The organism is Leptolyngbya boryana PCC 6306 (genome assembly GCF_000353285.1).
Lineage (GTDB): Bacteria > Cyanobacteriota > Cyanobacteriia > Leptolyngbyales > Leptolyngbyaceae > Leptolyngbya > Leptolyngbya boryana.
Map to the genome: position 1 here is coordinate 1994653 of NZ_KB731324.1, position 22912 is coordinate 2017564.

The 22912-nt window shown below is 47.8% G+C and carries 29 protein-coding genes and 1 pseudogene; 22 read left to right on the plus strand and 8 right to left on the minus strand.

Annotation, left to right across the window (positions count from 1 at the left end):
• Positions 1–17: 17 nt before the first annotated feature.
• From LEPBO_RS0109960 to LEPBO_RS44375, 19 genes and pseudogenes are all read left to right on the plus strand, one after another.
• Positions 18–497, plus strand: a complete 480-nt coding sequence (locus LEPBO_RS0109960) for a hypothetical protein (RefSeq protein ID WP_017287413.1) — start codon at positions 18–20, stop codon at positions 495–497.
• Complete coding sequence (locus LEPBO_RS0109965; protein WP_017287414.1) at positions 494–2869, plus strand: hypothetical protein; 2376 nt, start codon at positions 494–496, stop codon at positions 2867–2869. Before LEPBO_RS0109960 ends, LEPBO_RS0109965 begins: the two co-directional genes overlap by 4 nt.
• A gap of 30 nt (positions 2870–2899) precedes the next feature.
• On the plus strand, positions 2900–3601 hold the full coding sequence (locus LEPBO_RS0109970; protein ID WP_017287415.1) for a hypothetical protein: 702 nt from the start codon (positions 2900–2902) through the stop codon (positions 3599–3601).
• The gene (locus LEPBO_RS0109975) at positions 3598–4296 is read left to right on the plus strand and encodes a hypothetical protein (RefSeq protein ID WP_017287416.1); all 699 of its coding nucleotides are present in this window, start codon (positions 3598–3600) and stop codon (positions 4294–4296) included. Before LEPBO_RS0109970 ends, LEPBO_RS0109975 begins: the two co-directional genes overlap by 4 nt.
• On the plus strand, positions 4296–4958 hold the full coding sequence (locus LEPBO_RS0109980; protein WP_017287417.1) for a hypothetical protein: 663 nt from the start codon (positions 4296–4298) through the stop codon (positions 4956–4958). The genes LEPBO_RS0109975 and LEPBO_RS0109980 overlap by 1 nt, the downstream gene beginning before the upstream one ends.
• On the plus strand, positions 4955–6217 hold the full coding sequence (locus LEPBO_RS45600; RefSeq protein WP_017287418.1) for a hypothetical protein: 1263 nt from the start codon (positions 4955–4957) through the stop codon (positions 6215–6217). Before LEPBO_RS0109980 ends, LEPBO_RS45600 begins: the two co-directional genes overlap by 4 nt.
• The gene (locus LEPBO_RS0109990; protein ID WP_017287419.1) at positions 6210–6479 is read left to right on the plus strand and encodes a hypothetical protein; all 270 of its coding nucleotides are present in this window, start codon (positions 6210–6212) and stop codon (positions 6477–6479) included. Before LEPBO_RS45600 ends, LEPBO_RS0109990 begins: the two co-directional genes overlap by 8 nt.
• 40 nt (positions 6480–6519) lie before the next feature.
• Positions 6520–7032 (plus strand): hypothetical protein, encoded by a 513-nt coding sequence (locus LEPBO_RS0109995; protein WP_017287420.1) that lies wholly within the window; start codon positions 6520–6522, stop codon positions 7030–7032.
• On the plus strand, positions 7032–8078 hold the full coding sequence (locus LEPBO_RS0110000) for a hypothetical protein (RefSeq protein ID WP_017287421.1): 1047 nt from the start codon (positions 7032–7034) through the stop codon (positions 8076–8078). The genes LEPBO_RS0109995 and LEPBO_RS0110000 overlap by 1 nt, the downstream gene beginning before the upstream one ends.
• A gap of 17 nt (positions 8079–8095) precedes the next feature.
• Positions 8096–8497 carry a hypothetical protein gene (locus tag LEPBO_RS0110005; RefSeq protein WP_017287422.1) on the plus strand — a complete coding sequence of 134 codons (402 nt, stop codon included), beginning with the start codon at positions 8096–8098 and terminating at the stop codon, positions 8495–8497.
• Between the two features lie 421 nt (positions 8498–8918).
• Positions 8919–9380: a hypothetical protein gene (locus LEPBO_RS42255; RefSeq protein WP_144056180.1), complete on the plus strand. Its 462-nt coding sequence runs from the start codon at positions 8919–8921 to the stop codon at positions 9378–9380.
• On the plus strand, positions 9295–9921 hold the full coding sequence (locus LEPBO_RS39950) for a hypothetical protein (protein ID WP_144056181.1): 627 nt from the start codon (positions 9295–9297) through the stop codon (positions 9919–9921). The genes LEPBO_RS42255 and LEPBO_RS39950 overlap by 86 nt, the downstream gene beginning before the upstream one ends.
• A gap of 541 nt (positions 9922–10462) precedes the next feature.
• Positions 10463–11023 carry a YdeI/OmpD-associated family protein gene (locus tag LEPBO_RS0110025; RefSeq protein ID WP_017287427.1) on the plus strand — a complete coding sequence of 187 codons (561 nt, stop codon included), beginning with the start codon at positions 10463–10465 and terminating at the stop codon, positions 11021–11023.
• Positions 11024–11188: 165 nt separating this feature from the next.
• Entirely contained in the window at positions 11189–11626 is a 438-nt protein-coding gene (locus LEPBO_RS0110030; protein WP_017287428.1) for a hypothetical protein, read from the plus strand.
• A 94-nt stretch (positions 11627–11720) separates the two neighbouring features.
• The gene (locus LEPBO_RS0110035) at positions 11721–12350 is read left to right on the plus strand and encodes a DUF7003 family protein (RefSeq protein WP_017287429.1); all 630 of its coding nucleotides are present in this window, start codon (positions 11721–11723) and stop codon (positions 12348–12350) included.
• 169 nt (positions 12351–12519) lie between these two features.
• Positions 12520–13071, plus strand: a complete 552-nt coding sequence (locus LEPBO_RS0110040) for a hypothetical protein (RefSeq protein ID WP_017287430.1) — start codon at positions 12520–12522, stop codon at positions 13069–13071.
• Between the two features lie 310 nt (positions 13072–13381).
• On the plus strand, positions 13382–13888 hold the full coding sequence (locus LEPBO_RS0110045; RefSeq protein WP_017287431.1) for a DinB family protein: 507 nt from the start codon (positions 13382–13384) through the stop codon (positions 13886–13888).
• A 122-nt stretch (positions 13889–14010) separates the two neighbouring features.
• Positions 14011–14226 (plus strand): annotated as a pseudogene (locus LEPBO_RS45605) (GFA family protein); the annotation flags it as partial.
• Positions 14227–14403, plus strand: a complete 177-nt coding sequence (locus tag LEPBO_RS44375) for a hypothetical protein (RefSeq protein ID WP_197693276.1) — start codon at positions 14227–14229, stop codon at positions 14401–14403. It abuts the pseudogene before it with no gap.
• A 508-nt stretch (positions 14404–14911) separates the two neighbouring features.
• Here LEPBO_RS44375 and LEPBO_RS0110055 read toward each other — a convergent pair.
• The gene (locus tag LEPBO_RS0110055) at positions 14912–15622 is read right to left on the minus strand and encodes a hypothetical protein (protein ID WP_017287434.1); all 711 of its coding nucleotides are present in this window, start codon (positions 15620–15622) and stop codon (positions 14912–14914) included.
• A gap of 134 nt (positions 15623–15756) precedes the next feature.
• Between LEPBO_RS0110055 and LEPBO_RS0110060 the strand changes: the two genes are divergently transcribed.
• Positions 15757–16062 (plus strand): hypothetical protein, encoded by a 306-nt coding sequence (locus LEPBO_RS0110060; protein WP_017287435.1) that lies wholly within the window; start codon positions 15757–15759, stop codon positions 16060–16062.
• A 31-nt stretch (positions 16063–16093) separates the two neighbouring features.
• Here LEPBO_RS0110060 and LEPBO_RS42260 read toward each other — a convergent pair whose 3' ends face one another.
• Positions 16094–16396 carry a hypothetical protein gene (locus LEPBO_RS42260; protein ID WP_144056182.1) on the minus strand — a complete coding sequence of 101 codons (303 nt, stop codon included), beginning with the start codon at positions 16394–16396 and terminating at the stop codon, positions 16094–16096.
• Between the two features lie 137 nt (positions 16397–16533).
• Between LEPBO_RS42260 and LEPBO_RS42850 the strand changes: the two genes are divergently transcribed.
• Positions 16534–16689, plus strand: coding sequence for a hypothetical protein (locus tag LEPBO_RS42850; RefSeq protein ID WP_154660825.1), 156 nt, complete (start codon positions 16534–16536; stop codon positions 16687–16689).
• 226 nt (positions 16690–16915) lie between these two features.
• Here the strand turns inward: LEPBO_RS42850 and LEPBO_RS0110070 are convergent, their stop codons facing one another.
• The 6 genes from LEPBO_RS0110070 to LEPBO_RS0110095 all read right to left on the minus strand — a co-directional run bounded on the left by LEPBO_RS0110070 (position 16916) and on the right by LEPBO_RS0110095 (position 22085).
• Positions 16916–19408: a beta strand repeat-containing protein gene (locus LEPBO_RS0110070; protein ID WP_017287438.1), complete on the minus strand. Its 2493-nt coding sequence runs from the start codon at positions 19406–19408 to the stop codon at positions 16916–16918.
• 363 nt (positions 19409–19771) lie between these two features.
• On the minus strand, positions 19772–20275 hold the full coding sequence (locus LEPBO_RS0110075; RefSeq protein WP_017287439.1) for a hypothetical protein: 504 nt from the start codon (positions 20273–20275) through the stop codon (positions 19772–19774).
• 11 nt (positions 20276–20286) lie between these two features.
• Positions 20287–20724, minus strand: a complete 438-nt coding sequence (locus LEPBO_RS39955; protein ID WP_017287440.1) for a hypothetical protein — start codon at positions 20722–20724, stop codon at positions 20287–20289.
• The gene (locus tag LEPBO_RS44380; RefSeq protein ID WP_017287441.1) at positions 20725–20847 is read right to left on the minus strand and encodes a hypothetical protein; all 123 of its coding nucleotides are present in this window, start codon (positions 20845–20847) and stop codon (positions 20725–20727) included.
• On the minus strand, positions 20844–21398 hold the full coding sequence (locus tag LEPBO_RS0110090; RefSeq protein WP_017287442.1) for a hypothetical protein: 555 nt from the start codon (positions 21396–21398) through the stop codon (positions 20844–20846). The genes LEPBO_RS44380 and LEPBO_RS0110090 overlap by 4 nt, the downstream gene beginning before the upstream one ends.
• A 69-nt stretch (positions 21399–21467) precedes the next feature.
• Positions 21468–22085, minus strand: a complete 618-nt coding sequence (locus LEPBO_RS0110095) for a hypothetical protein (protein ID WP_017287443.1) — start codon at positions 22083–22085, stop codon at positions 21468–21470.
• A gap of 268 nt (positions 22086–22353) precedes the next feature.
• Between LEPBO_RS0110095 and LEPBO_RS0110105 the strand changes: the two genes are divergently transcribed.
• Positions 22354–22638, plus strand: a complete 285-nt coding sequence (locus LEPBO_RS0110105) for a hypothetical protein (RefSeq protein WP_017287445.1) — start codon at positions 22354–22356, stop codon at positions 22636–22638.
• The last annotated feature ends 274 nt before the right edge of the window (positions 22639–22912 follow it).

The following is a 22912-nucleotide window of genomic DNA, read 5'->3' on the forward strand; positions in this document are numbered from 1 at the left end:
AGAGTTCGCTTTGCCTCATGCCTCTTTCCCTCACATTGTCGATCGAAGAATTCAATCTCTCCCTGACAAAGTTCGCTGAAAATGGTTACGAGCGGATGACAGCCGCACTGGGCGATGTGGAATACTCGCTGAACGGCAGCGCGATCGAGACTGGCAGCCTGCACGAACCGAAATTTATTTGGGTAATCAGCGCATTCGTGACGGTTCAGCAGTTTCGGCAATTGCAAGCCATTTATTTACACAGCGATCGCAAACGAGCAGCGCAACTCCCACACGCAATCACGATCGACGATGAGATCGAACCCTACGTCGAACCGGGCAACCGAACCAGAGCGATCGTTCCAGGCGGCACAACAACGATCGAGGGCGGACTGATTTCTTATCCAGCGCGATTTGGTGCGCGGATGTTTGAACCCAAAGCCGAGAAACTGAAAAACTCGCAATATCCCTATTTGGCGCGATTCACCCTGAAAGAATTGGATCGAGTTGCGCCATGACGATCAATCTTTCGATTCGCGACTATCAAATTACGATCGCTGGTCTTGACTGCACGCCTGCACTCGTCTCCTTCCAGGGCAGTGACTCAAAACTGGATGAAGGCGGACTTGTGATTTTCACGGGCACGATCGTGCTCGGTCGCCCGGATGGATTCGAGTCATTGGACGATAGACGTAATACCCGATGGAGCCGAGGCAATCCGATTCTGATCAAGATTGCTGACAAATCCGCAACGCTGCGGAATTCACCGCGCTGCTCACATTTGCATATTCTGAGTTCGAGTTTTGATCTCAAGACTCGCAAGCTCACGCTACAAGTAGGCGACATTTTTGCGCTGCTCAACTTCAAAGAGGGCAAAGGCGATAAGTCTGGGATCTGTCTCGGTACGTCAGCTACAAAATCCGAAGTTGTTTCAAGATTGCTTGCCGCAGCCGGTGCGCCTGCTCTAAGTGGATCGATTCCAGGCAATTTGCAAAGCCCGACTCCGAGACTTTTAGAAGGCTCGTATATTCAGCAAGCAGGGGCGATCGCTGCAAGTTCTGGATGTTTTCTCTACGTGCATGAAGGAATCCCCACGGTCGGGATTTTGGGGCAAGGTGGAGCGCCCAGAGTGTCGATCGACTTAATGACGAGTGCAGTTGAGTATCAGCGACTCGAAGGCGAACAGGCTCCCACGCGCATCACGGTTAGAGCCTCGGCAAAAATCGTTCGACAAACCGAGGATGAAACCGAGACATTAGCTGAGGAGTTTGGACCTGCTTTAGCGGTTGGTAGAAATTCGACGAATGAAATACTACTGAGACGAATTCGCACGATCGATAAGTTCGATCGACAAACAAAAATTCGCACCATTATTACGAGAACCGAGCAAGCAGCAGGACTTGCTGATCCGGTTGAGCGCAGGGGAAGCATCACGCTGATTGATGCTGAACTCAAACGTGAGTATTACCATTACGAAACGAATTCGCCTGTTCAAGATGGCGAGACGCAATGCGAAAAAGGCAATAAGGGGCGATTGCTGCGGCATGAGATTGAAATCTTTCGCCCAGTCGCGATCTCGTTTCGTCCAATTTTCGAGACGTATCCAAATGGCGTGATTCCAGGTACTCGCACCCCGACATTCCCGATCAATCTGGAGTACTCTTTCAGAGATGATTATTCGCTCGTCTTAGTCGAGTTTCAGGAGATCATCTATCAGTACGAAGGTAATTTGGTGTCAAGACAAGGTGGGGGCGGATCTGTTCCTGACGATCCTGAAGAGACAAACCTTGAGGAACTCGAGAAACTCGGAGTCGGTCCAAAAATCATTACGACGACATCGAAAGCGATCGGCACTGTCCTACCCGAAGAATTTGCCTTTGATCCGAGTGCGAGACATCAATTACTCAGATCGTTTGGGGGACTTGTTCCAGTGGAGCGACAAACGAACTACTGGGAGGAATTGAAGCGTGGGGAGTGGGAGAAAACTGAAACCACTGAGAAAGGCTTGGTTCTGGCTTATCCCGACATTCGAGACGAGTTAAACGAGCAGCTCAAGCGTGAATCATTAGCTTACGATCCGGCATCAATGCTGGTCCTCACGACGGCAGAGCGCACCGTAACTCGATCGAACTCTGGACAGGCTCAACCTCCGGCAGCCGATACGTACAATCCTACGTATTCAGTTCAAGATGCCACGGTAAAAGGTCGCGCTGTTCTTCCGGTCGATACTGCATTTCAATATCGGCAGCGAGAGAGAGAATTGAGCTTTGAGTATCTTTCGGCTCAAGGCGACAATCCCAGACAAGCACTCTCAAATGCACGTGAGCAAGCAAATCGACTGGCACGGGTTTGGGGACAAATTCTTTGGGGGCGCTATAAAGGCGTTTCGGTAATTAGTGACCTTGCCGATGGCTGGTTCAACTATCGCCCACTCGATCGCGTGAATGTCACAGAGCCAGATGGCGTGGCAGTCTATTGGGCGGATGGATTCAGTATTGCAATGGCTGAGGCAAGATGCGCGATCGGATTCGATGGCATGTTGCTCGGTTGGACAACGATTGATCAGCCTGAAAGTTTCACTCCGATTTATCAGCAGCGCAGAGAATCAGAAGCAATGCTGGCATGGAGTGCTAGAAGCCGATTCAGAAAGTATTCGCTTGAGCCTGTTCGGATTGCCTCGCAAGCCAATCTTGCCTGGATGTCGAAGCCTCTCCCGAATGCTTCTGGTAAGGCGAATTTTACTTGGATGGCGAAAAGTAGAACGAATCTGAAGCAAAGCAAGGCGAGACTTGTGCTGATGGCATCCGTTTCAGGCTCTCGCTATTGGGATGAACTAACAGAAGAGCAGTGGAATGAAATGACAGCGGCGCAATGGCGCAACCTCTTGTAGGAATTTTCGATCGACAAAACGGAGCGAGCTATGACATTTTTGTTTTCAAATCAGTGGTTAGAATACGTGGCGGAAACGATGTTTTTAGAAGGCACTCCGCCTGCATCGGATCAGTTTTACTTTGCCTTTGCTGACACGAATGCACTGAGTCGAACCTCAACCCCTACCGACGTTGCGATCGCTGAATTGAAAACCGTCAACGGCTACGCTCGAACAGCAGCAACCTTTGAGCAAGGGCTGATCAGTGTTTCAAATCGTCGCTATGACTTCCCAACCGAAACAGGAAGCCTTGAAGCAAGCGGTGCAACATTGCAGTTTCAGACCGTGATTTTGATGGCGAATGCCAATAGTAGAGCCAATACTCTGTTTAATGCAGCAACCGATGTGGATGCGACTGCGAACACGATTACGATCGCGAATCACGGCTTGAGTAATGGTGAGGATATTCTGCTCACAACCGAGCCTGCTAGCTCATTACCGAGTGGACTAGCCGCAAATACGACCTATAAAGCACTAAACATTACAACGAATACATTTCAAGTTTCTTCCGATGGGTTGAACCCGATCGACATCACAGCAATCGGATCGGGACAACTTCGCCTGCGCTATGTGCCGAAAATCATCGTCGGACTAGAAGAATTTGACGAGCCGCAACTGATTCAGGTTGGACGCGAATTCTTCTACGATTTGTCGATCGCGACTTCTAATGCAGCGTATGGAGTGGGACTATGAGGGAAGGTTACAGTCTCAATTCTTTAGCTGATCTGCGCGCCATTCCGCCCGAGCAGCGCACAGCCAAATCAGCGCGGCGTGTTGCTTCTAAGAATGCTTGGTATGGCTTCAATCCACTGTCCACAGCAGAGGATGATAATGATTTAGCTGTTGCTCCAGACGATATTGCAGACGACGAACCAGGACGATGGGAGATGATGATCTCTGCTACCAGGGGTGATGGGGGTGGCGGGGGTGGAGATGGGGATTTAAGCGATTTACTCGATCGTGTTGTTGCCCTTGAAAATCAGACCTCATACCTTTCGGATGAAATCTTCAACTTAACCAATACAGGTTCTCGACTGGATGATCTTGTAAACGGCTTGCCGGGTGCAATTGCACAAATCCTTGCCGCATTACTCTTTGAAGAAGGGGTGCTGTTCGATGCGAGCTATGATTCCGGCACAAATGAGACGACAGCTTACACGAACTATCTAGACTCAGATCGATGGGTTGTTGTAGAGGTTCGCGATGGTAACGTGACGCGCCCATTTGAAGTTGTCTACGAATCCAGTGGTTCATGGATACGTGCCAAGGTTGTGCTGTCTGGAGACTATAGCAGCGCTACTTTACGAGCATTCATTGTCCGTGTCCCCTACGAATATGAGATTGCAGCGATCGCTGAAGATGCAATCCAAGATATTGGAGGTAGCTGATGAGCGTCGATTTTGTTTTTCCGGTCTATGACGATCAGGAGCTAGTACTGAGGCTGATTGCTGATCTTCGACAGTTGTATCCTGATGCAAATTTGATTTGTGTCAGTGATGGAGCGATCGAGAATCCAGAATTTGTTGAGCAATGCGATCGCGCTTCGGTGAATTTGATTCAAACCTCGCAACGGCTAAAGCTACCGGAATTTGGAGGACTGTGGCTAGAGCGACTGTTAAGCTGTGCGCTGGAACACTCCCAAGCTGAAACGATTATTCGGACAGAGGGTGATACGAGGTTTTGGAGAACGTTTAGCAATATTCCTGACGCTGATATCGCTGGCAATTTGGGTTTTCGATACGGATTTCGATTTGCGCGCGGTGGTTGTGTCGCTCTGAAAAGAAGCGCGATCGCGCAAATTCTAAACTCTGAGTTACTCAGGGATTCGGAATATTGCAACAATCCAAAATACAGCTATCAGCGCTATGGCAAGTTTCGCTATCCAGATGAGGAGTACGATCAGGCTCCACTTCTTCTAGGAGATTTGGTTTTAGGTCATGTGGCGTATCAGTTAGAACTGTCGATCGAGCAATGGAATGAAGTGAATATTCGATTTCGTGGCGCTCTAGCACCGATTCACAACTACGCAGCAACGCACCCCCACCGATGAACGCGATCGATATTCTTCGCAAGCAGCAAGCCCAGAACAGATCGAACTTTGCAGAACGAAAAGTAGAAGTTTCGCCTGCATTGTATCGATCGATTGGCTTTGATGCTGAAACTGGAATGTCGATCGTCAGCAATGGCTCTGACACGGTTAGCGCAAGTCGCAATACTAACGGAGCCATCAAACCAAATCAGCCTGTCAAAACAACACAAGCAGGAAGCAGAGCAGTAGTAGATTCGATGCCGTCTCCTAAGACCCGGAAATCGACTACGGCTCCACAGTCAGGCAAAATCAAAGCACTGTTCATCACCTATCAAGGTGGGCTAGAAAGCGCAGATGGAACCATGTCGCTCTGGGTCGGAGGCTGGAAAACCAATGCTGTCAAGATTGCGGAATATCCTCACAATTCATCGCGATTCACTCGGATTGAGAATGCTTCGCTCAACAATCTCGGAGGGGATAAATGGATCGCAAGTTGGCAGTTTATCACGCGCAACGGACAGCAGAGATTCGAGCAGAATTGGGTGACTCGATCGAATAGCGGCACATGGAGATTTTCTGATGCTGAGCTAGGGAAAGAGTTGCGACTGGATGAGTTAACAATCGAGCATCATGGCTTCGGATTCTGGAGCTTTAGAATGCTCGATCGCGAAATTGAAATCGGTCTAGGATCTTCTCAGATTGGCATTACGGGCTACTGGCTCAAAGATGAAGTTGAAACAAAGCCCTGGTCACGGCAAGTCAATGCAACACTTGAAGACGTTTCTACAAATATCGAAGAAAGCATTGCACTCTATCCAGGTCGATTCGAGTCGTTTCGCAGCTTCAGCCAAGAAAATCAGACAAGCTCGTCAGGAAGAGTCGAGCAAGGCAAAATCTTCTTGATTAACGATCAATACAATCAAAGTTTTGGGGCGCAATTTAAGGTGTCCGTCAATTCGTCCGTTAGCTTTTTTGATCCGGATTGCGGTTACTGGCTGTTTTCAGAGGCAGATCAGCAACTCAAATTCAGCACTGAGGATGATCTGTTTCCTCCAGCGCAACTCGCTCCAAATCAGCATCACAACTGGATTGGAAATCGGCTCTATCGAGTTGAACCCCCTGCACAATCAATTTATCGTTCTGGGGGCGATGTCCGGGTGTTTGTGAATGAGTTTGATAGCGAGGATGAATCGCTGATTCGACAAGTGCGATCGCTCAAATCGTATTTGCACCCTCTCAAGCCCAATGCCGACGTTCGAGCGCTTTCCTACTATGCCTAATCCAATTCAACTTTTACGTGAAACTCAAGCTGACAATCGATTTCGATTTGCTGAAAAGGTACGATCGACAATTCAACGCACTGAAGAAAATATGTCAGGTCGCGTACTTGGCAAAGATGCCACAACCGGACAAATGATGATTCAACTCGATCGCGGTGGCGTGATTCCTGCAACGGGCATCACGAACGGGAATTTGGACGGCAAGAACGCGATCGTCTCTCTCAATGGTGGAACGGCGTGGGTTGACGGAATGCCAATCTAAGCCGAGGGAATTCCAGAGTGCAATCGACTGGATGCCCTGAATGTCTACGAACAAGTTTTTAACCATTATTGGTGGCGCACGGAAGCTGGTGAGTGCAATTTTTCAGTCAGCAGGCAGTGCGGATGCTAATAAAATCATTTCGACAAATTCCGCAGGCAAATTAGACGCATCGTTTCTGCCTTCAGGGGTTGCGATTCAGACTGAAGCGATCGCGGCTTCAGAAGCGTTAGCAGCAGGCGATTTTGTTAATATTTTTGATGATGAAGGCACTCGCAAAGTCCGCAAAGCAGATGCCTCAAATAGTCGGCTGGCAAATGGCTACGTCTTAGAAGTCGTAGTGAGTGGACAGAACGCAACAGTCTACAAGACTGGTTCAAATTCGGCGCTGTCAGGACTCACACCAGGGCAAATTCGATATCTTTCCGCCACAACAGCGGGACGGTCAACCGCGACGGCTCCTAGCGCTTCAGGGCAAATCATTCAATGCCTCGGATATGCCGAGTCAACTACTTCAGTTTTGTTTGAGTTTGATGAGCCAACCACGATCGAGTAATGAGCAAGTTTCTCACCTTTATTAATGGAGCGAGGCGGCTTGCTACTGCAATTACGCTAAGCCTTGGCTCAGTTGATGGCAACAAGATTGTCGCCACCAAATCGAATGGCAAATTAGACAACTCTTTTGTTGATTGGGCAAACCCAAGCGCGATCGGCACGGACACACCGAGTACAGGCAGGTTTACTACCCTCACCCTCACAGGAGGCAACGCATCAACAAGCACAACAACCGGGGATATTGTCGGGGCTGGCGGGGCGGGTTTTGGCGGTAATATCTATGGGGGTGGCTCACTGAATCTGCCGGGGTTGATGATTAACTCAAACGGCGCGATTCAAACTACGGGAGTTGGGGCGGGATCTGTTGTTGGGAATGCGCGAGGGTCGGCAGCGGTTGACCTGCAAACAATTCGATTCTCAGCCGCTAGGGTTGCATCAGGAACTCAGTCTGTCGTAGTTGGAGGATCTGACAACCAGGCGAGTAGTACGTGGTCGATTGTGATTGGTGGAGTTGGCAACCAAGCAACAGGCTTTGCGTCAACCATCTGCGGCGGAGAGAACAACCAAGCCACAGCGCAATATGGCGTTATTATTTCAGGGACTTGGGGGCTTGCGAACAAATTTGGGCAACAAGCTCAAGCCCCAGGAAGATTTTCAACTCAGGGAGACGCACAAAAATCCTCGCTAGTCGCATATGGAGCAACCGCCAACGCAACCCCCGCTAATATACTTTTAGATAACAATATTTCCCGCTGCACGTTAGCTAACAATCAGGCTTGGCGGTTTACGATCGAGGTTATTGCAAAACAAGTATCCTCAACGAATCACGCTTCTTTTCAGATTGAAGGTACGATCGTGCGTGGTGCTAATGCAGCTTCGACAACGTTAGGAACAACAAATAAAACAACGATACTAAACGGGCAATCCTGGGACTTTAACGTGAGCGCCGACACAACCAATGGTGCTCTCACATTAACGGCAACAGGCGCGGCAGCGACTACAATCCGATGGGTAGCCGCGATTAGTTTAGTTGAAGTTATTGGGTAATTTTTTGGAGGTTGGAGATGGCAATCGAGCTTGGCACAAAACAAATTGAGGTTAAAGAGTCGTTTCGGATTTGGCGGACTCAGATTGAATCTCGTAGGGGACAAATCCCCATTGTCGAAGTGTTTCACGAGCGAGTTGCCGAACCTTCGGAGGGAGAAATAACAACTTATCCCAACTTTACACCCGCACAAATTGCAGCCGACAAGCTGCATGAACTCGCTCCATTCTGCGTGATTCCAGATGAGTTAAAGCAGATTATGCCGAATCAACAGGCGATCGTGCAATATCTGAAACTCTTACCTGCATTAGTGGCGATCGCTGGAGACGCTGCCAAACTCAAAGCAGATCAAGAAGCAGCCGCGAGAATCGCCCAGGAACAGGCGGCAAGCCCAATCGAAGGGAATTCGTCGCAAGCCTGATTTGCGCCATTTTCAGCCGCAATCTCGTTTGACGGGTCATGTAGAATTTTTCAAAACTCAAATTAACGATTTCACTGAGTTTTCGATATTATCTTGCGAGAGTTATTACTCGCGATTTTTTGTCTCAACTTGAGATTTGTTGTCTCAAAAATTAGCTGGACTAGCAATGGACTGATTCTCAATAAAGCAGTCTCTGAAGCTCAGTAAAATCGTGAGACTGAAAGCTGTAATTTAGTCCTTTCAAAAGTCGCTGGAACGATTGCAGCAAAAGGCATTAAGACGTTATTCAGAGCTTAGAACTTCTGCGGACACCGCAGCTAATCTTGAAGATTTGAACTAGGCGATCGACATCACCGATAGATCCGGATAGACTCGTACTAACCGTACTAAATTCGTCGTATCTTTTAGAGGGTTGCTATTCGTGGCGCGACCGATATCCGAGAAATGCCGACAGTGCAGCAAGTTGAGCGCGAATGACGCGAAACAGAAAGAATGTTGGGACAGTGCTCTTTGTCCCGATCGTCGCTACAACTATCGCAGACGGGATGCAAGGAATGCTCAGAAAAAAGCGGCTCGCAAGATGGTTGCAATGCCAGAATTGCCTTCGCTTTACCCAAACGTAATCTACTATCGAGAAACGAAAGAGTCTCCAGTTCACGCGATCGCTGCTGAGCTACGAGAAAACGGCAAACAGGTTTTAATGACTGAAGTTTTTCACTGCAAAGGTGCGACCGAAGGAGACATTCACGACTGGCTTAGATTAGCTCTCAGAAATTTTTCAACTCAATATGGAAGAAATGTCGGCAAATTTGTTAGAGGCGGAACCGAGTTTCATCCCTCACTCTGCCCTCTGTGCAACAGATCTGGATCGAGTTGCGACTGAGGTTGTGAGAGATGCGATCGCGCTTTTCGAGAAAGCCCGGTCGATACGCTTGGAGTGGGATCAGAAATACAACCCCACAGAACCAATTCTGAGCAACCTGGAAGATTGCGTGGAGCTATTCATCCAGTCGCAGCAGATTCGATTCCCGTCTGATTTGTTTGAAGAGTCAGATGAGCATTACTATCCCGAAAACAGAGAATCCGCAACGCGAGGCTCGAACGCAGAGCGAGGTGGAACCCTCGTTGCGGAAGTCGAGTCGGGAAAGTTGGCAGATGCTATTGCTGAACTTCCAGAAGCCCAGGTGCTAGAGCAAGCGATTTCCCTGGCTCACTCGGAAGATATCGATACGTGGATTGAAATTGTTGCGACTGCCCTAACTCAGCCAATGGGATTGAGTGAGTTAGTTGAGAAGCTAGACTTATCAGTTGTTCAGGTTTGGATTGCCCTCATGTTTGGAGAGTTCCATTTAGAGCGCACGGGCGATTTCTATGAAGGCTCGATCGTCGTTTCTCCATCAAAAGATCCGCCCCAAGCTCTCTAGGGCGGATATGGCGTTTTAAAGGAGGGAGAAACTTACTCGGCTTCACTTGCGCTACTCTTAGCAGCAGGCTTCTTAGTCGCAGTCGATATTCTTTGCAGCTACTTTCTTTGCTAGAGACTTTGCCACAGTCCTTGGAAGCGGAGCTAGTCGGGTCGCTTCTTCGTACAGCGCACTTGATCCAATAGCTTCTTGGGTGATTGTATCCTCTCGTTCAACGGTCATCGGGTAAATGTGGTTGAACGGGATCTTAGGCAGAATAGTACAAGCTTGCTTTGAGAAGAAATACGGAAATTTTCGGTCTAATTCCCCTGTCGATGGGTAATATGCGGAACGTGAGTCGATCTAACATTCCAAATCCCGGTATTAGGCAGAAAAAGCCGGTCTAATCCTTTAATTTGGGATGTTATGCCGACTTTCATCAGCCTAACTCGCCCTGACGGGATGTTATGCCGACCAGATTCGGTCTAACGTCCGCATCTGGATGATTAGGCGGAAAGAGTCAGACTAATAAATAGTTATATGGAAAGGTAATAGAGGGTAAATGGAGATCACCACAACCTATAAAGCAACTGATAGAACTGCATGGCGTTCTTGGCTTGAGCAACATTACGCTATAACCAATGAGATTTGGTTGTTGTTCGATGATGGTTCTGAGTCTTTAACTATCTCCTATCTAGATGCAGTTGAGGAGGCTATCTGTTTTGGTTGGATCGACAGTGTACAAAAACGATTTTCAACCTATGAGCGTGTTCAACGATTTACGCCTCGGAAAAAGCGAAGCAACTGGACAGAATTAAATAAGGAACGTGCGCGCCGCCTAATTCGACTAGGAATGATGACTGATGCTGGATTTGCAACACTCCCTGACCTAACCACCAAGTTTGAAGTTCCCAAAGATATTGTTGAGGCACTTAAGGCAGAACCTGATGCTTGGTCTAATTTCCTTACATTCCCAGATCTGTATCGGCGAGTACGCATCGGATATATTGAGGAAATGCGAAAAAATCAAAGTGAATTCGGGCGGCGGCTTCGGAATTTTGTGAACAAAACTGCCCGCAATCAAATGTTTGGTAACTGGAATGATGAAGGAAGACTCATCTGAAGTAGACACAGGATCTCAATCCACATAACAACCGGGGTGCAGCGGGACTGTCTCAAGCTGCTGATGCTGAGTTCAAAAATGCTGACAGCTGCTGGCCACAAACGTTATGCTGTTCACACTATATTTTGTTTTAGCTCATTCTCATTTAACAATTGCAGGCGATTCATGGGCATGACGCTTTGGATTCACACCCTCGAAGGTCGTGATATGTCAACAGACAGTGAAGATCACACCTTGATGTATAGGTACTCTGACGACCTCGATTCGCTGTGTGACAAACTTGGGGTGGCTAAGATTTCGTCCTTCTTTGATAGTACTGATCTTGAAATATGTATGCGAGGAGACGATGATGAGACCGGCGAAGATCCTGAGATTGATTCTGAAACTGAGAATTCCTATGGAATTGATGACATGGTATGGTTTGATGCCGCTGCTGGGCTAGCTACTTTTCAGACTCTTAGAGCATCAATTGCAGAAAATGAATTACCGAATTTAAACGAGGAAAATAAAACCTGGCTGCTGGAAGAGCTTGACGATTGCATTACAAAGCTGAAAGGCCCATCTGAACGGGGTGGCCAATTCAATCTTCCTATAATTATGTAGGACTTATGGCATGGTTCCGCATTTGTGCTCGGCATCCCTTCCGTTCAGCCCCTGCGGAAATGCCTAATTGTAGTTAAAAAGGCAAGCGACTTCCATGTTCAACAGAGACTCCATTTTGAGCTTTCTCGATAACGCTTTTCAGCGCATTGACATGCCCTGTTTTGGCAACATGAATATTGACTATGTGTCATCGCGTTTATCGACCTATCGCAGTTCAGATCAATGGTTGTTGCTTTTTAATTCAGTGGTTTGGTGGCCCGCTGGTCAGGGACTTACAGCCACGGTTGAAGTTGTGGGTACAGGTGTAGTCGGCAGGCAGGGGTTTGATAATGATCGATTCCTTGTGCCAGGATGTATCCAATTGGATGATGATCAGAACATTCTAAGCATCGTCATTCGAGGAGAAGACACCAATCCGACTAGCTTGGTCATCCAGCCAAACTATGATGTTCAGCCAGAATACGGCTTCTGGGTCTCTGTTGCTCTAGCTGAAACATACAAGGAGAGCCTGTTAGCCTCGCAAGCTGAAATTCAGCAATTCATCCCCCCAGGCTTTCAGCACTTGCTCACCATTGACGAGTGGGATCATCCGACATGGGATATGCCGCCGAGTCGGACAGTTGCTTTCCCCCGGATTGCCAATGTTTTAGTTACATCAGATCCATCACTTTGGATCCCCGTGGAAGCGCCCAATACGCACTGGTCACATTGGCTTCCAAAATAATCGGTCAAGCCTAACGATAAAGTTGAACGATCGTAACCTTACAGTCCTTGTGAAGCGCTGTAGAGAATGGATAAAAATTAGATCCTGCTGTTCTGAAATGGGTGGTGACGAGATTGTCCTTGTGGTATGAAAGGTACGATGGTCTACTGGGTCTGTCAGGATGTAGTATATGGTGTTGCTCAAACTTCTAGGTTACGCGATCGGCAGTGTTGTGATGTACTGGGGCTTGCTATTCGTACTCGTTGCACCCTGGGTGTTGGCAGTACTGTTAGTTGTGCTGATCAACGGAGCTTGGAATCACATCACTGGCAAGACTGACGAATGGAAATGGTTTATTAATTGGACTGAATCCGTTGCACAAACAGTTCATCGATTTCAGTTTGAGTGGATTGGTTGGATTCCTGGCATTTTGATTCAGACGTGGTATGCCGGATATGCCGCGAATTTAGTGCACACCTCAGCTTTAGGAAAGACAACAACTGATGTGCTCATCCTTCAGTTAATGGGGGTCATTGGCATCATTGCAGCCGCAGTGATTTTTTACTGGCTTTATCGCTTGGTGGTGCAAGTTAAACTGAGTCAATGGATTTACATACTGGTGGGTGGCATTTCTTTAGTTGCCTATTTCGTATTTTTGCAACATCCCCAAGTGGCTCAGATATTGAGCGAAAGCTGGCAACACATCTTTACAGCCCTACTTTCCGCCATGATGTCGCAATGATGAAGTGTTCTATGCAATCGCTACTCACAGGTTGATAACACAAGCTAACGCTGCCTATGCACACCAGCCGCTGAGAGTTTATCGGCTATGATGCGAAGGCGATCTGCGGCAGGTGATGGGCAGTATTAGACTGCAAGAGAAGCCACGAGCAACTATCGTTATTGACTTGGGCAAGTGAATGCTGGATTTTACATTGAAGATAGAAGAACGTACCGAATATTGCAAAGATAAATCAATGTGAGTGACAGTCCAGAGGATGACTCATAAGATTCATAAGGGAAGGTGATCAAATTCCTGATTCGGAGTAGCGATGTCTGAGTACAAGCATTTTCAGCTATTAGCTGAATATAACCAGTGGATGAATATCAAGCTCTATGATGTGTGTTCGAGATTGTCCGAAGAGGAGCTTCGGCTGAATCGAAAGGCGTTTTTTGATTCCATTTATATGACGCTTAATCACATCATGTACGGGGATTTGGCATTTTTATCTCGGTTCACAGGAAATCCAGTGCAGGTTCCTGAGTTAGGACAAGAGTTGACTGCTTCATTTATGGCTCTTAGAGCTGAGAGAGAGGCGTTGGATCTTCGGATCATAGATTGGGTTTCGGCACTAGATCCCATTTGGCTGGACGAAGCGCAAACGTATCAAAGCAAGGTTGACGGAAAAATTCGCACAGTCCCCCGTTGGGTTTTGGTAACACACATGTTCAATCATCAAACACACCATAGGGGTCAAGTAACGACTCTGTTGTCGCAAATGGAGTTAGATATTGGAAGCACAGACATTCCATTCATGCCTCAGTTTGTTGCGACCTGATAATCGTTGAACGACACAACGTCAATCATTGCTATCGAGCTAAAAGCTGTTGCGCTCAATTTGATCGAGCTAGAAGCTTGATCAAATTGAGTACTGAACAATTAACGAAAGGAGTTCCCAAGATGCAAGGGATCTGCCACTGTGGACGCGTCACTTGGACGCTTGATACGTCACCCAAATCCGTCACAGCATGTAACTGCACGATCTGCCGTCGCTATGGTGCCCTCTGGGCCTACGGCTACATTGGCAATGACATCTGCATATCCGGCGAAACGACCAGTTATCGTCGGGCCGATGGTGGAGCAATCGATTTCCACTTCTGCAAAACTTGTGGTTGTGTGACACACTATGTGGCAACCGTTCCAGAAGAGGACGGACGGCACTGGACAGCCGTCAATCTGCGTCTGACCGAGCCAGCTCCCATTGCTGATCTACCGATCGACCACTTCGATGGTCTTAACAGCTTCGACGACTTGCCCCGCGATGACCGTCGCGTTTCGGACATGTGGTTCTGAAACATCGCGTGTTTCTTTATTAGTCCGTCAACAATTGTCATTTCTAGCCCCAAGCAGACAAAAGTGACGGAAGCGGAATGCCGTCCAAACTCCTAGGCAGCAGACGGTATCAAAAGTTCGGCCGTGATATGAAGCTAATCTGCCGCTGCTGACCAGAACCGTTTTAGGCAACACAGATGAACGATCGCATTCCGCCACCAAATGCTGCGAATGCTGGACTGCTGGCCTATCTTCGTGTTGGTGAAGAATCTTCGCGTGCAATCCAAACCGTCGCGGCGGTCGCGGATCCTTACATGCGCTGCGGCTGCCCTAACTCAGCCAATGGGATTGAGCGAGTGAGTTGAGAAGCTGAACTTATCAGTTGTTCAGGTTTGGATTGCTCTCATGTTTAGAGAGTTCCACTTAGAGCGCACGGGCGATTTCTATGAAGGCTCGATCGTCGTTTCTCCATCAAAAATCCGCCCCACGTTCTAGGGCGGATAGTGTAGTTCTTTAAGGAGGGAGAAACTTATTCGGCTTCAGTTGCACTGCTCTTAGCAGCGGTCTTCTTAGCAGTCGATTTCCTTGCTGCAACCTTCTTCGCTGGAGACTTTGCCACAGTCTTCGGAATCGGAGATGGGCGAGTCGCTTCTTCGTACAGCGTTGCTTGAATGTCCCCCGAGACAGCTTCTGCCCAGCGATTTAGGATGGTCGGAATGGTTCTTGCTGAAATCAGAACTTGTCCACCCATCTTGAATTTTGGGAAACGTAACAGCTCGATCGTTTTCTGAATGGATTCAGAATCCATCCCAGTCCTAGCGGAGACGTGGGAAATTAGCTTATCGACCGGATAGAGCTGCTCTGGCTCAGGTTGAACATCAGCGATCGGGAGTGAAACTTGTACAGGAGTGTTTTCGACAGGCTTTTCCAGTGTGGCGACCATAGCGGAGACTTCTTCGACAACAGGCTTTGAGTGTAGCGTAATTTCCCTTTGAAGGACACATTTATCCCCAAAATATACATAGAGCCGAGTGCGACCGGTCAGATAGTAGCTCGTTTCGAGTAGTTGTGATGCGATCGCTCCTAGCTCTTCAACCTGGAATAGCTGATCACACTCGATCGATATAGCTTCGTCTAGCAGAATGAAATCGATCGATTCTAGGATCGGGAACCGCTCCACCAGTGTCCTGTGTCTCTCGATTTCAAGCAATATTGCAAACTCGTTAGGAAAATTATCCATAAAGATTTTATGAAGCGTTTACAGGGAAAGATGGAGCTTGAAATAATAAATCAGCCCCCTTGCTGTATAGATTTCCCGATTTACGCTTACTTAAAAAATTCTTGTGGAGTTCCGATCGACGATGAGTAGTAGAGATGCCCGAAACTGTTTCGCTCCTGGCTGTCACACCGGGAGATTTTTCTGATGATGTCTTGGTTGAAATTATTAAAGCAGTCGCGCTGTGTGGAGAGCAGCCAATTGCACAATTAGCAGCGTTCATCCGCAATTTTCGGAGACTGGAAGTACCGCTAGAAACAGAGATTTCACGAATTTGGAGGGACTCTTATGTTGAGTCACTTTGCAATTCACTGTATCTAGCACTGATGCAGGAAGAGTTGCTTGATTTTTTGGGGCGGCTGGATTTGGATAAGCTCAGGGCTTGGGCACAGCGATCGCGCTAATCGATCTGCTCAAGTTTTCTATCAAGACAGATTACTGAGTTTGGAGCAAAGACACGGAAAAACTCCGTTTCAGGTCTTCATTGAAAACTTGCTGCCACTCACCATGAAAACCAACACCCACTATGTAGCGATTTTTCATACAGCAAATTATTACAGTCAGTCCTCGCTCTAGCCAATCTGAAGCAACTGCGTAAGCATGGTCACGGTGTTGAGACTGAAAACAGGCGGCTTGATAGAATAGGTGTGCATCATAAGTAATGCCATCACAAAGGCGATCCTGAAACCAAAATCTGAAGAAGTGGCAGTCGCTTTGATTGGCAAGAAGCAAGGTCATAAGAGCAGCTAAATTTACACATGGATCAAAAAAGTTCTTCTTATGGTGCAATCTTTCCCAGACTGCTATTGACTTTGCGTTCTTTATGAAAACTTCTTTAGAAGACACGTAAACTTTAAAGAAACGGCATAATCGATGTGATGTTAGCAATCGCGTTAAAGCAACACAGAAATTCCAAACAGAAGCACGATCGCGCAAATAACCGCCCACTTCAGCAGCAACATGCTGCCACGAAGCATGAGCAATTCGTGGCAGCATGTTGGGATAGAGTTGCTGCTGTGATGGGCGTTTGAAGCCACTAAGAATCCTATGGATGACCTAATCGTGAGCAAATTTGGATAGCAGCACAACGTCGAGCCAAATTTGCTCACGCCCCAAATTGCGATAGTGCATATGGCGCATGTTGCACAAATAGTGCTTGCCTCATTTGCCCTCAAACTTTGGAGTGCCAGACGTAGGGTGCCTGTTCAACAACATCATTGCGATGTCAGAAGAAGACTACTTCTGGAAAGCGGAGAGTTAGATATGGCTTTGAGTTAAGTTCAGCTTGCTAGCACAAGTGGCAGATGGAGTGCTGGAAGTAGGATGTGCTGCAACTAATTCGACTTTTCCAGTTTGGGGATTACGAGACCAAGCCGTCGCTTCTACGAGCGTGGCAGTCTGAGTTGAAGCTGGCGCGATCGCAGGTTTGTGAAAAGCCGAGAGATCACGCATATCATTCCAGGAACGATCGTGTCTCACGTTCTGACTCGGATTTTGTGGTACTCCGCCTCGTCCTGTGACCACAAAACTACTGCCTTGAGTACCGGAACAGCCCGCCGCAACTTTTTGATTTGAATCAATCAGTGTGGTGGATAACTCGACTAAGCCAGAGTTCGGGTCAACTCCCACATTGTTGACCTCAACGGTGCCATTCACACCGAATTCAGAACTAGCCGTAATGTCGTTTTCTGGGGTTAAGCGATCGCGATACTGCAACCCAATAATGCCCTGAGTGGCGATTTGAATGTTTCCACCTCGTCCCTTCTCAGCATTGGCGACAATATCACTATTTTCTAGGCCAACAGCGATCGGAGCATTCAGAATGATATTACCGCCATTTCCAAATTGGCTAGCTCTGGCACTAATCAGGCTTTGGTGGCGCATGAGTAGTAGATCGCGCGTTGTGATCTCCAAGTTACCCCCATTACCAACCGCAGTGGCAGTTCTAATTTGACCTTGATTGTCTAACTCAATCGAGTTGGCTTGAATTTGCAAGCGTCCAGCATCTCCACTGCCTACATTCTCAGCCGCAATGTATCCTTGATTCCTGACCCGAATGTTGGGTGAAGTAATCGCTAAGTTTCCACCATTGCCAGTTGGTAACGCTGGTAATCCGTAAATTCGTCTAAACGTGGGAGGTAAGAGTTGTCCTGAAGCTGTAATCCGGCTTCGCTGGCTTACAACTGAGCCAGACCCATCGATATCAATGAATTCACTGGCATGAATAGTGAGGCTACCCGCATTGCCAGCTCCAGACGTACTCGCAGAAATGAGTCCTGAAGCTCCTAGAAGTAGCTGTTTTGTGTCGATCAAAATTGAGCCAGCATCTCCACCAAACAGTGTCGTTGAGACAATGTTGGAGCCTCCAGCAGTACCGGAATTTTCACCAAACAGGGAGATTGTATCGGCGCTGACCTGCACATTTCCGCCCCGAGCACCGCCCAACACAAGCGATGTAATTCCAGCTCCTTCTCTCACCGATAAATTAGAGGTCGTTACCGTTGTGTTTCCACTGCGACCGCCGCCGATGTAGGTTCGCGTCAGAACTCCGCCTGCACGGGATGGATCAAAGGCAGCGAATCCAGAAGCCAGGATAGAGTCGGTTGCATTCACGACAATATTGCCACCGCTGCCTCCATTTTTGTAAGTCGTCGAGAAAATGGCGCTGCCCTCTCGGGTTACAACTTGTCTTGCCGACACATCAATATCTGCTCCGTGGCTACTGCCGATATTTTCTGACAGAATCAAACTTTGATCTTTCTTCGGCAAGGCTCCGTTGATTTCTAATACGTCTGCATCGACTTTAATCCGACCCGCAGCTTGTTGTCCCTGGTGCTGAATAAATACGGCAGAACTTTCTTGAATCCGAATGCCTTTCCCTTGTAAATGAATTGATCCACTCGGGTTGCCACTTGCATCAATCAGTGCAGCACGAGTGAGAGCAATGTCTGAAAAACTAGGAACAGCATTATAGTTGAATTCCCAGTTGGGAGTTGCGGTGTTGAACTTGATCGTACCTGTGCTTACACTTCCTAATTCCAACTGTCCACTTTCAGCAATGAGAACTCCTCCATCCAAAAATACTCCATTGCCGAGCAGGACTAATTTTTGTCCTGGTGGAACCTTTAGTCCTGCAAGATTTGGATCACGCGTGACAGAGCTTGTGAATGTGGGTGGATGCAGAAGATTGTGCCCTTGTCCTTGGACCCGAATACTGCTTGAGGTTGCGCCGAACTGTACACCAATTGGCGCACTCATCGTCAACAAGGGCAGACTACTGAGATTGACTGCACTAAACTCAGTCCCATCAGCAAACTGAATGCTGTTGGCAGTCGTTCCAACAAATGATCCGCCAATATTCAACTGTGCATTGACTCCGAACAGAATGCCGTTGGGATTAAGCAGAAACAGACTCGCAGTGCCATTGGCTTTGAGGAGTCCATCAATATTGGAAGCGCCGCCTCCGGTAACGCGGGCAAAGATAGTCTGAACCTCTGTAGCGTTGTTGAAGAGAGCGGAGCCACCTGTAGGAACGGAGAGTTGGCTGAAGCTATGAAAGAGATTGTTACCGGAGCGAGTGCCGCCATTGATGGTGAAGTCGAGATTGTTAGGCGTTGTGACTGTAGTGGGCAAGGTACCGTCAGGAATGACTTGTGCCTGAACGCGATCGACCCCGACAACAGCTTCACCATGCGCCAGTGAGAGGGTACTTATTCCAATCCACATCAATCCAACGACAGCCTGTCTCATCACGTTCAACCTCGAATACTGGAGCTTCAAACGTAGAGTGCCCGTGTGTCAAAAAATCATTTCGGCTGTAAAAAAGGATCTTGTCGTAAAGCGGAGACTTAGAGAGAGCTTGCAGTTGAGTTAATTGTGCTGGCACAAGTCACAGATGGATTGAAGGTAGGGTGTGCCGCAATTAATTCGACTTTGCTGGTTTAGGGATTGTGATACCAAGTCGTCGCTTCTACAAGCGAGGGCGATACCTTAGCGAGGCTGAGCGATCGCGTTAATTGATCAAGTCGAACGATTCAGAGGTGATTTGCACACACAAAAAACTCCGCAGCAGCATGTCTCGGAGTTTTGCTAATCTTTGTTACTGACAGATAGCTATGCCGCGATCGCAAATCTCTCAGCTTTACACCAAGCAATGTAGATTGCTTTGTAGAAGGACTGAGTTTGGGGCAAGAACTCATCGAACGAATCAATTACCCAATCCGTTGCAACAGGCTGCATCCAAGTTGGATGCTCGGTTGCTTCATAGTTCATCAGTCGATCTCCCACAACGGGAGCTTGACCTAACATATTGAAACCGAACTCAAGCTCTGGCTTGCCGACTTCATCTAGAGCAATTTGAATTGTGGTGTCCGATTCAGATGCAGAATCCCACTCTGAACGAGATGGAATCTCAAGCGCATCAGGATGAACGTAGACGATCCGTGGGCAAATATCTTGTGAGGCTTCGTACTGAACCTGCTCCACAACTTTCCAAGTCTTTCCTGCGCCCATTGAAACGAGTTCATTCCTATCAGGTGTTCCCCAACGCACAACGACACCCGTTTCATCCGGATGGCAAAACTGTTCTTGACAGGCCAAGTAAATTGATAAGTCCATAGTCTCTCTCACTAGCGACGATACCGATCGTAATATCCATACTGTGCATCTTCTCCTTCAAATACACAAATGTATCGAAGGACTGCACCCCGATTTGAGGAACGAATCACACGGGCAAGACGTACCCTTCGTCCCTGTTGTTGAAACTTGTGCTCCATTTCCTTGCAAGCAGAGCGTTGAGTTACGCCATGCGTTTCTTGCTTTCCTGGAACATTTCCAGGGTCAGTGCCTTGAGAATAAACAGGCTGGTGATATCTGTCTCCGGTCTGGCTATTCTGCCAAACGTAATAGGACAGACCGCCGATCACAGCAACGCCAACAAAGACGCAACCAACCCCGGTGGAACAGAGAGCAGGCGCAGCAACCATTGCCGGATTGGAGTGGGCAGGACGCGCAGTCGTCGCAAGGATTAATCCAGCCAGTGCAGCACTGATTATTTTTCGATTCATTTATTCCTCCGGTGTTTGTTCAATTGCGTCTCGAACTTGATCAGCCGTTGCAGTTTCGCCTTCGGCTTCGAGTTCTGCGATCGCAGTTTCAATTCGTTCTGACCAGCTTGGGTGTTGTGTCATTGCACAAAGCCCACCCATTCAACCGTGTCATCTAGTAGCCGTGGCTTGGGATTGAAGTTAATCTGAATCGTCCCGTCTGCCGTTGCATAAGTTGCAGTCGTTCCAGAGTAGTTGCCCATATCTCCAAGCTTGCTAGCGATCGCTTTGCGAGTTGTGCCAGGTGCAACATTGAGCAAGACCTTTGCCTCATAGCTTTGAGGAGAAGCATTCTTATCCCAATACGAGCCAGTAGGACGACGGGCAACAGGCGCAGAAGTCGTATCAGTAGCTCTGAGTTGATATCGAGGTTGAGTTACCTGCGGTGGGGGAAAGCATGGACTTCCCGATTGAGATTCTTCATACCGTCCCACAGGAGCAGGGGCAGGAACGGGAAGAGTCTCAGGGTTTGCACTCTGAGCAATCTTGTTGATGAGAGTGCCTGGACTAACATCGTCCATCGTGAGTGAGTCAACGGGACGACTCGCCAAAAGATAGGCGAGCAGGGGACTCGATACGATCATGCTCAACGACATCCACACGGGGACTTTGCTGAGATTGGGCAAAAGTTTCATAGTCATTCACCAATTGATAAACAATCCCAAATGAAAGGGCAGGGATGAGAAACCGTGCCCAAGGTAAGGTCATGCGCCGGGAAGTTCTAATACTTCCGAAACTTCTGGAAGTTCTGTGCGGGAATAGGTCACGTCAATCACTTCGTTGATGCCACTTAACTGACGGCGCTTTTTCAGGCGTTCGCTCAAACTTCCCATCATTCGCAACGGTGTGCGCTCAATATGGTCTGCCAACTCATCCATCTTGGTGTCGGCATAGGCATCAATCTTGGACTTTGCCCGCTCCACTTCTTGGTCAATGCCGCGTGTAATCGCTGCCAATTCTGCAACTGCCTGATCCTCTTCCACCTCCGCCTGAGTCGGTCGTAAATTCTGGAATTGTTGAAACTCTGCGAAGTGTCCCTCTTGCCGCATTCCCCGAATCTTCTTGATGAATTCGTGAGACTTCAATCGACGGGTTTCGCCTGTCTCTGCAAAGTAGAAGCTGGACTTGATGCTGATGTGTTTGGCTGTAATTTCCAGAAGTCTCACACCCCATTCTGGATACGGTCCAGCGCTAGGCAGCAATACATCGAAGGCTTGGTACACAAACTCAACCCAGTTCTTAACTTGTTTCTCACTCACGCCCCAAGCGTTTGCAATATCCGCGATCGGGGTTAGGGTTACACGTTCTTTCGAGGCAACCATGTCATTTCTCCTTTGGAAGTTCTAGAAGTTTTGGAAGTTAGATCAAGTCCAGAAGCAACTTGATAAAGGTTAAGAATTCATCCTTGTGCATTCGCTCTCGTAGATCGCGGGCAAATGCTTTCAGGTCTTTCATTTCTTTCTGTGTCATTGGAAGTTCCAGAAGTTTTGGAAGTTCTAGAAATGACAGTAACAAGATTCTAAGAAGAATGCAAGAAGAATCTATAAAACTAATAATGTTGAGAGGTATCTATCAAAACGACCTAAAATCATGACTAAAACAAGCCTGCAAGAAGAATCCATGCCCCCTAGACAGAACGAGCCAAAGCGACAATTCACGCTAAGAATTGAAGAATCAGATGCGCAGAGGCTTGAGGCGTATGCTCAGCGTAAGGGAATTGATATGACAGAAGCTCTGAGGCGGGCAGTCGTAGATGGAATTCCAGAACTTCTAAGAAAGGAGTCGATCGAGATGGAATTTGAAAATCGGCTGCTGGTGAATAAAAAACTGAAACTGAGTATTGAGCGCCTGGAGAATGGGGAGGCTCCGGATTAACAAGAAAGAGCGATCTACATCGACAACTATCGCCCAATACAACAAAAGCGCGATCGACAAACCATCGATCGCGCTTTTTTGATATTTTCTCCCAAGCGTCGAACCCAATGAGAGTTTTGGCGGATTTCTCCCAATCGTCACGCCGCCACTTCAGCGCAGCATAACCTAACGCTTGCAAAAAACCCAAGCGTTAGGTTATGCTATATGATAATCAAGCAAAAAATGAGGATTTTTCGATGCTGTTAATTGAAATCAACCGATATTTTCAGGACTT

Bases quoted from the DNA above. Each gene is read 5' to 3' on its own strand.
- LEPBO_RS0109975 (WP_017287416.1), top strand. From the start codon at position 3,598: ATGAGGGAAGGTTACAGTCTCAATTCTTTAGCTGATCTGCGCGCCATT.
- LEPBO_RS0110040 (WP_017287430.1), top strand. From the start codon at position 12,520: ATGGTGTTGCTCAAACTTCTAGGTTACGCGATCGGCAGTGTTGTGATG.
- LEPBO_RS0110030 (WP_017287428.1), top strand. From the start codon at position 11,189: ATGGGCATGACGCTTTGGATTCACACCCTCGAAGGTCGTGATATGTCA.
- LEPBO_RS0109970 (WP_017287415.1), top strand. From the start codon at position 2,900: ATGACATTTTTGTTTTCAAATCAGTGGTTAGAATACGTGGCGGAAACG.
- LEPBO_RS0110045 (WP_017287431.1), top strand. From the start codon at position 13,382: ATGTCTGAGTACAAGCATTTTCAGCTATTAGCTGAATATAACCAGTGG.
- LEPBO_RS39950 (WP_144056181.1), top strand. From the start codon at position 9,295: ATGTCGGCAAATTTGTTAGAGGCGGAACCGAGTTTCATCCCTCACTCT.
- LEPBO_RS0110095 (WP_017287443.1), bottom strand. From the start codon at position 22,085: ATGGTTGCCTCGAAAGAACGTGTAACCCTAACCCCGATCGCGGATATT.
- LEPBO_RS0110105 (WP_017287445.1), top strand. From the start codon at position 22,354: ATGACTAAAACAAGCCTGCAAGAAGAATCCATGCCCCCTAGACAGAAC.
- LEPBO_RS0110055 (WP_017287434.1), bottom strand. From the start codon at position 15,622: ATGGATAATTTTCCTAACGAGTTTGCAATATTGCTTGAAATCGAGAGA.
- LEPBO_RS39955 (WP_017287440.1), bottom strand. From the start codon at position 20,724: ATGAATCGAAAAATAATCAGTGCTGCACTGGCTGGATTAATCCTTGCG.
- LEPBO_RS0110035 (WP_017287429.1), top strand. From the start codon at position 11,721: ATGTTCAACAGAGACTCCATTTTGAGCTTTCTCGATAACGCTTTTCAG.
- LEPBO_RS42260 (WP_144056182.1), bottom strand. From the start codon at position 16,396: ATGACCTTGCTTCTTGCCAATCAAAGCGACTGCCACTTCTTCAGATTT.
- LEPBO_RS0110025 (WP_017287427.1), top strand. From the start codon at position 10,463: ATGGAGATCACCACAACCTATAAAGCAACTGATAGAACTGCATGGCGT.
- LEPBO_RS45600 (WP_017287418.1), top strand. From the start codon at position 4,955: ATGAACGCGATCGATATTCTTCGCAAGCAGCAAGCCCAGAACAGATCG.
- LEPBO_RS0110090 (WP_017287442.1), bottom strand. From the start codon at position 21,398: ATGAAACTTTTGCCCAATCTCAGCAAAGTCCCCGTGTGGATGTCGTTG.
- LEPBO_RS0110075 (WP_017287439.1), bottom strand. From the start codon at position 20,275: ATGGACTTATCAATTTACTTGGCCTGTCAAGAACAGTTTTGCCATCCG.
- LEPBO_RS44380 (WP_017287441.1), bottom strand. From the start codon at position 20,847: ATGACACAACACCCAAGCTGGTCAGAACGAATTGAAACTGCGATCGCA.
- LEPBO_RS0109960 (WP_017287413.1), top strand. From the start codon at position 18: ATGCCTCTTTCCCTCACATTGTCGATCGAAGAATTCAATCTCTCCCTG.
- LEPBO_RS0110060 (WP_017287435.1), top strand. From the start codon at position 15,757: ATGCCCGAAACTGTTTCGCTCCTGGCTGTCACACCGGGAGATTTTTCT.
- LEPBO_RS0109990 (WP_017287419.1), top strand. From the start codon at position 6,210: ATGCCTAATCCAATTCAACTTTTACGTGAAACTCAAGCTGACAATCGA.
- LEPBO_RS0109995 (WP_017287420.1), top strand. From the start codon at position 6,520: ATGTCTACGAACAAGTTTTTAACCATTATTGGTGGCGCACGGAAGCTG.
- LEPBO_RS0109980 (WP_017287417.1), top strand. From the start codon at position 4,296: ATGAGCGTCGATTTTGTTTTTCCGGTCTATGACGATCAGGAGCTAGTA.
- LEPBO_RS0110005 (WP_017287422.1), top strand. From the start codon at position 8,096: ATGGCAATCGAGCTTGGCACAAAACAAATTGAGGTTAAAGAGTCGTTT.
- LEPBO_RS0109965 (WP_017287414.1), top strand. From the start codon at position 494: ATGACGATCAATCTTTCGATTCGCGACTATCAAATTACGATCGCTGGT.
- LEPBO_RS0110070 (WP_017287438.1), bottom strand. From the start codon at position 19,408: ATGAGACAGGCTGTCGTTGGATTGATGTGGATTGGAATAAGTACCCTC.
- LEPBO_RS0110000 (WP_017287421.1), top strand. From the start codon at position 7,032: ATGAGCAAGTTTCTCACCTTTATTAATGGAGCGAGGCGGCTTGCTACT.